The organism is Streptococcus mitis, assembly GCF_001579045.1.
Lineage (GTDB): Bacteria > Bacillota > Bacilli > Lactobacillales > Streptococcaceae > Streptococcus > Streptococcus mitis_D.
In genome coordinates, this window is sequence record NZ_KQ970266.1 from 58,200 (window position 1) to 64,199 (window position 6,000).

Below are 6,000 nucleotides of genomic sequence, written 5' to 3' on the forward strand. Positions count from 1 at the left end.
ATGATTTTCATAAGGAGGAAATCACTAATGGTAGTTAAAGTTGGTATTAACGGTTTCGGACGTATCGGTCGTCTTGCTTTCCGTCGTATCCAAAACGTAGAAGGTGTTGAAGTTACTCGCATCAACGACCTTACAGATCCAGTTATGCTTGCACACTTGTTGAAATACGACACAACTCAAGGTCGTTTCGACGGTACTGTTGAAGTTAAAGAAGGTGGATTTGAAGTTAACGGTAAATTCGTTAAAGTTTCTGCTGAACGTGATCCAGAACAAATCGACTGGGCTAACGACGGTGTAGACATCGTTCTTGAAGCAACTGGTTTCTTTGCTACTAAAGCAGCTGCTGAAAAACACTTGCACGCTGGTGGTGCTAAGAAAGTTGTTATCACTGCTCCTGGTGGATCAGATGTTAAAACAGTTGTATTTAACACTAACCATGACGTTCTTGACGGTACTGAAACAGTTATCTCAGGTGCTTCATGTACTACAAACTGCTTGGCTCCAATGGCTAAAGCTCTTCATGACAACTTCGGTATCGTTGAAGGTTTGATGACTACTATCCACGGTTACACTGGTGACCAAATGGTTCTTGATGGACCACACCGTAAAGGTGACCTTCGCCGTGCTCGTGCTGCTGCAGCTAACATCGTTCCTAACTCAACTGGTGCTGCTAAAGCAATCGGTTTGGTTATCCCTGAATTGAACGGTAAATTGGATGGAGCTGCTCAACGTGTTCCTGTTCCAACAGGTTCTGTAACTGAATTGGTAGCAGTTCTTGAAAAGAACGTTACTGTTGATGAAGTGAACGCAGCTATGAAAGCAGCTTCAAACGAATCATACGGTTACACAGAAGATCCAATCGTATCTTCAGATATCGTAGGTATGTCTTACGGTTCATTGTTTGACGCAACTCAAACTAAAGTTCTTGACGTTGACGGTAAACAATTGGTTAAAGTTGTATCATGGTACGACAACGAAATGTCATACACTGCACAACTTGTTCGTACTCTTGAATACTTCGCAAAAATCGCTAAATAATTCATGAGTCGATAAAAAGCAAGGCCTCTGGTCTTGCTTTTTAAATATTAAAGAATGGATGACACAATCATCCATTCTTTTTTAATTCTGTTTCAAAAGTATCTGATAGGACAGTGAAGCTTAATTTCTCTAGAGTAAGCGGATGGGTAAAGGACAGTCGGAAGGCGTGGAGCATAAGCCGACTCGTCTTTGATTTGCTATTATAGAGAGGGTCACCCAGGATCGGGAAGTTATGATGCGAAAGGTGCACACGAATCTGATGGGTTCGCCCTGTCTTTAGTTTGCAACGAACCAAGGAAGTTTTGTTTGGTAATTGCTTTAATCTGCTTACATGTGTTTCAGCATATTGCCCATTTTTTGTATCAACTATTCGTTTTCTGCGGTCATGGCGATCACGCCCAATTTTGTCTCTGAAAACAAGTTCTTTTCTGTTGATATTTCCATCAACTAGAGCCCAATATTCCCGAGAAATCTCTTTTTTCTCCAATAAGCGATTGAGAATGGGCAGGATAAAAGGATTTTTGGCAAAGAGAACCAAACCACTGGTTTCCATGTCCAGACGATGAACGACATAACAGCTTTGGCCGACATAGGCACTGACATGGTTAAGAAGAGCAATTTCGTTTGGCTGATTACCATGCGTTTTCATCCCCTCTGGTTTGTTCACAATAACTAAGTGTTGATCTTGATAAACTTCCTGAACGAGATTTGGGTTGCCCCAAGGAATTTTCTTTTTGGGATAATCTTCCTCATCAAAAGTCAACTGGCAAACATCCCCAGGTTTCACTATCTCGTTCCAGTGAACTTCTTCTTGATTTATCAAAATGTGTTTCTTGATTCTCAAAAAATGGCGGATTTTTCTAGGGATGAGGAGTTGCTCCTCTAGTAATTGCTTAACCGTCATTGGAGGTAGAGAGGCGGGTAATGTAAATGTGAATTTCATACAGATATTGTAACAAAAAAAGCCCTATTTGGATAGAAAATAGCTAAATTCTTGTCTTCCTATGATGAAGATGATAAAATAAACGCATGAAATTAGATAAATTATTTGAGAAATTTCTTTCTCTTTTAAAAAAAGAAACAAGTGAACTAGAGGGCTCTGACTCTACTAGCTTACGTCGCTCTCGTAGTGATCGAAAAAAATTAGCCCAAGTAGGTCCAATTCGAAAATTCTGGCGTCGCTATCATCTAACAAAGATTGTCCTTATACTAGGTTTGAGTGCAGGCTTGCTAGTTGGAACCTATTTGTTTGCTGTAGCTAAGTCAACCAATGTCAATGATTTGCAAAACGCCTTGAAAACTCGGACTATCATTTTTGACCGTGAAGAAAAAGAGGCTGGTGCCTTGTCTGGTCAAAAAGGAACTTATGTTGAATTGACTGATATCAGTAAAAATTTGCAGAATGCCGTTATTGCGACAGAAGACCGTTCCTTCTATAAAAATGACGGGATTAACTATGGTCGTTTCTTCTTGGCGATTGTCACTGCTGGTCGTTCAGGTGGTGGCTCTACTATTACCCAACAGCTGGCTAAAAACGCCTATTTGTCACAGGATCAAACTGTTGAGAGAAAAGCGAAAGAATTTTTCTTGGCTTTAGAATTAACCAAAAAATATAGTAAGGATCAAATTCTAACCATGTACCTTAACAACGCTTATTTTGGAAATGGTGTGTGGGGGGTTGAAGATGCGAGTAAGAAATACTTTGGAGTTTCTGCGTCAGAAGTGAGTTTGGATCAAGCTGCGACTCTGGCAGGGATGCTCAAAGGACCGGAACTGTATAACCCCTTGAAATCTGTAGAAGATTCTACTAATCGTCGTGATACTGTCTTGCAAAATATGCTTGCAGCGGGTTACATTGATAAAAACCAAGAAACCGAAGCTGCAGAAGTTGATATGACTTCGCAATTGCACGATAAGTATGAAGGAAAAATCTCAGATTACCGTTATCCTTCTTACTTTGATGCGGTTGTTAATGAAGCTGTTTCCAAGTATAATCTAACAGAGGAAGAAATTGTCAATAATGGCTACCGCATTTATACAGAGTTGGATCAAAACTACCAAGCAAATATGCAGGTTGTCTATGAAAACACCTCACTATTCCCGAGGGCAGAGGATGGAACATTTGCTCAATCAGGAAGTGTAGCTCTCGAACCGAAAACAGGGGGAGTTCGTGGTGTTGTCGGTCAAGTTGCTGACAATGATAAAACTGGATTCCGTAATTTCAACTATGCAACCCAATCAAAACGTAGCCCTGGCTCTGCAATTAAGCCTTTAGTTGTCTATACGCCAGCAGTTGAGGCAGGTTGGGCTTTGAACAAGCAGTTGGATAACCATACCATGCAGTATGACAGCTATAAGGTTGATAACTATGCAGGGATTAAAACGAGTCGAGAAGTTCCTATGTATCAAGCCTTGGCAGAATCGCTTAATCTACCTGCTGTTGCCACTGTTAATGATTTGGGTGTTGATAAGGCTTTTGAGTCAGGAGAAAAATTTGGACTCAACATGGAAAAAGTCGACCGTGTTCTTGGTGTCGCCTTGGGAAGCGGTGTCGAAACCAACCCTCTGCAAATGGCTCAAGCATATGCTGCCTTTGCAAATGAAGGTTTAATGCCTGAAGCTCATTTTATTAGTCGAATTGAAAATGCTAGTGGACAAGTTATTGCAAGCCATAAAAATTCACAAAAACGAGTGATTGATAAATCTGTAGCTGATAAGATGACCAGTATGATGTTAGGAACATTCACCAACGGAACGGGAATTAGTTCGTCGCCTGCAGACTATGTCATGGCAGGGAAAACTGGGACAACTGAAGCAGTTTTCAATCCTGAATACACAAGTGACCAGTGGGTAATTGGTTATACTCCGGATGTGGTGATTAGTCACTGGCTTGGTTTTCCGACCACGGATGAAAATCACTATCTAGCAGGTTCTACCTCAAACGGTGCAGCCCATGTCTTTAGAAATATTGCAAATACCATTTTACCTTATACGCCAGGAAGTACCTTTACAGTTGAAAATGCCTATAAGCAAAATGGAATTGCACCAGCCAATACAAAAAGACAAGTACAAAGCAATAATAATAGCCAGACAGATGATAATTTGTCTGATATTCGAGGACGTGCGCAAAGTCTAGTAGATGAGGCTAGCCGGGCTATCTCAGATGCGAAGATTAAGGAAAAGGCTCAAACAATATGGGATTCAGTAGTCAATCTATTTCGCTAAGATGCTTGTCAAAGCCTAGCTTTCTTGTTATAATAGATAGGATGGAGGCGTTATGGCACTAAAAAAAGCAAGCCTAGCTTGTGCGGTTTGTGGTTCTAGAAACTATTCAATCAAGATCAGTGGAAACCCCAAGCCTACACGACTAGAAGTAAATAAATTTTGTAAGCATTGTGGCAAGTACACTACACACAGAGAAACGAGATAGGAGAGAGCGATGCGTTTTATTGGAGATATTTTTAGACTTCTTAAAGACACAACATGGCCAACTCGCAAGGAAAGCTGGAGAGATTTTCGTTCTATCATGGAATACACTGCTTTCTTTGTAGTAATTATTTACATTTTTGACCAGTTGATTGTTTCAGGTTTGATTCGGTTTATTAACATTTTTTAGAAGGTTAGTGGAGTTAATTACACTAGAAATCTTCTATTTATGAAAGGAAATATCATGGATAGTTTTGATAAAGGGTGGTTTGTTTTACAAACTTATTCTGGTTATGAAAATAAGGTAAAAGAAAATCTATTACAACGTGCACAAACCTACAATATGTTGGATAATATTTTACGTGTTGAAATTCCAACACAAACAGTGCAAGTTGAAAAAAATGGAAAAAGAAAAGAAGTAGAAGAAAATCGCTTTCCAGGTTATGTTCTTGTAGAAATGGTCATGACAGATGAAGCTTGGTTTGTTGTTCGAAACACACCAAATGTTACAGGGTTTGTCGGTTCACACGGGAACAGATCAAAACCAACTCCATTATTGGAACAAGAAATTCGTGACATTTTGGTATCTATGGGACAAACTGTTCAAGAATTTGATTTCGATGTTGAGGTTGGCCAAACCGTACGTATTATTGATGGTGCTTTTGCAGACTACACTGGTAAGATTACAGAAATTGATAATAATAAAGTGAAAATGATTATCTCTATGTTTGGTAATGACACAGTTGCAGAAGTAAACCTAAACCAAATTGCAGAATTATAACCCTAAGAGAGGCCAGACCTCTCTTTTTTGTGCAGTTGAGGAGCTAAAGGGTGCAGAATGGATGAAATGTGCCAAAAGTGTTTCTAAATCTGTTAGACTGTATCTAGAAAGGGGAAGATTATGCTTAAAAAAATGTATGAAGAAGTCCAAGGAATTGTATACAAATGTAGAAATGAATATTACCTTCATTTATGGGAACTATCGGATTGGGACCAAGAGGGAATGATATGTCTACATGAATTGATTAGTAAAGAAGAAGGGCTTGTAGAAGATATCCCTCGTTTAAGGAAATATTTCAAAACTAAATTCCGTAATCGGATTCTAGATTATATCCGTAAGCAAGAAAGTCAAAAACGAAGATATGATAAAGAACCATATGAAGAAGTAGGTGAGATTAGTCATCGTATAAGTGAGGGAGGACTCTGGCTAGACGATTATTATCTCTTTCATGAAGCACTAAGAGATTATAGAAGTAAACAAACTAAAGAGCAACAAGAAGAGTTAGAACGCGTCTTAAGAGATGAACGCTTCCGAGGGCGTCAAAGAGTGCTAAAGGACTTACGTATTGTGTTTAAAGAGTTTGACATCCGTACTCGGTAAGAATCCATGAAAAAAATGAAAAAATAGAAAAAAGTAGTTGACAAAGTTAGAAAAGTCTGTATAATAGAAAGAGTTGAAAACAACTCTAGGGTCCGTTGGTCAAGGGGTTAAGACACCGCCTTTTCACGGCGGTAACACGGGTTCGAATCCCGTAC

At 39.4% G+C, this 6,000-nt stretch carries 7 protein-coding genes; 6 read left to right on the top strand and 1 reads right to left on the bottom strand.

Annotated elements, in window-relative coordinates; translation table 11 throughout:
* The first annotated feature begins 27 nt into the window (after positions 1-27).
* Positions 28-1,038, top strand: a complete 1,011-nt coding sequence (gap, locus tag SMIDD28_RS10595) for a type I glyceraldehyde-3-phosphate dehydrogenase (protein ID WP_000260671.1) — start codon at positions 28-30, stop codon at positions 1,036-1,038.
* A gap of 67 nt (positions 1,039-1,105) precedes the next feature.
* Here gap and SMIDD28_RS10600 read toward each other — a convergent pair whose 3' ends face one another.
* Positions 1,106-1,981, bottom strand: a complete 876-nt coding sequence (locus tag SMIDD28_RS10600) for an RluA family pseudouridine synthase (RefSeq protein ID WP_081103302.1) — start codon at positions 1,979-1,981, stop codon at positions 1,106-1,108.
* 86 nt (positions 1,982-2,067) lie between these two features.
* Between SMIDD28_RS10600 and pbp2a the strand changes: the two genes are divergently transcribed.
* The 5 genes from pbp2a to SMIDD28_RS10625 all read left to right on the top strand — a co-directional run bounded on the left by pbp2a (position 2,068) and on the right by SMIDD28_RS10625 (position 5,845).
* The gene (gene pbp2a / locus SMIDD28_RS10605; RefSeq protein ID WP_061425904.1) at positions 2,068-4,263 is read left to right on the top strand and encodes a penicillin-binding protein PBP2A; all 2,196 of its coding nucleotides are present in this window, start codon (positions 2,068-2,070) and stop codon (positions 4,261-4,263) included.
* 52 nt (positions 4,264-4,315) lie between these two features.
* The gene (gene rpmG / locus SMIDD28_RS10610) at positions 4,316-4,468 is read left to right on the top strand and encodes a 50S ribosomal protein L33 (RefSeq protein ID WP_001809375.1); all 153 of its coding nucleotides are present in this window, start codon (positions 4,316-4,318) and stop codon (positions 4,466-4,468) included.
* A gap of 9 nt (positions 4,469-4,477) precedes the next feature.
* On the top strand, positions 4,478-4,654 hold the full coding sequence (gene secE / locus SMIDD28_RS10615; RefSeq protein WP_001210991.1) for a preprotein translocase subunit SecE: 177 nt from the start codon (positions 4,478-4,480) through the stop codon (positions 4,652-4,654).
* A gap of 54 nt (positions 4,655-4,708) precedes the next feature.
* Positions 4,709-5,245, top strand: a complete 537-nt coding sequence (gene nusG / locus SMIDD28_RS10620; RefSeq protein WP_000376739.1) for a transcription termination/antitermination protein NusG — start codon at positions 4,709-4,711, stop codon at positions 5,243-5,245.
* A 120-nt stretch (positions 5,246-5,365) separates the two neighbouring features.
* Positions 5,366-5,845: a sigma-70 RNA polymerase sigma factor region 4 domain-containing protein gene (locus SMIDD28_RS10625; protein WP_061425905.1), complete on the top strand. Its 480-nt coding sequence runs from the start codon at positions 5,366-5,368 to the stop codon at positions 5,843-5,845.
* Positions 5,846-6,000: the final 155 nt, after the last annotated feature.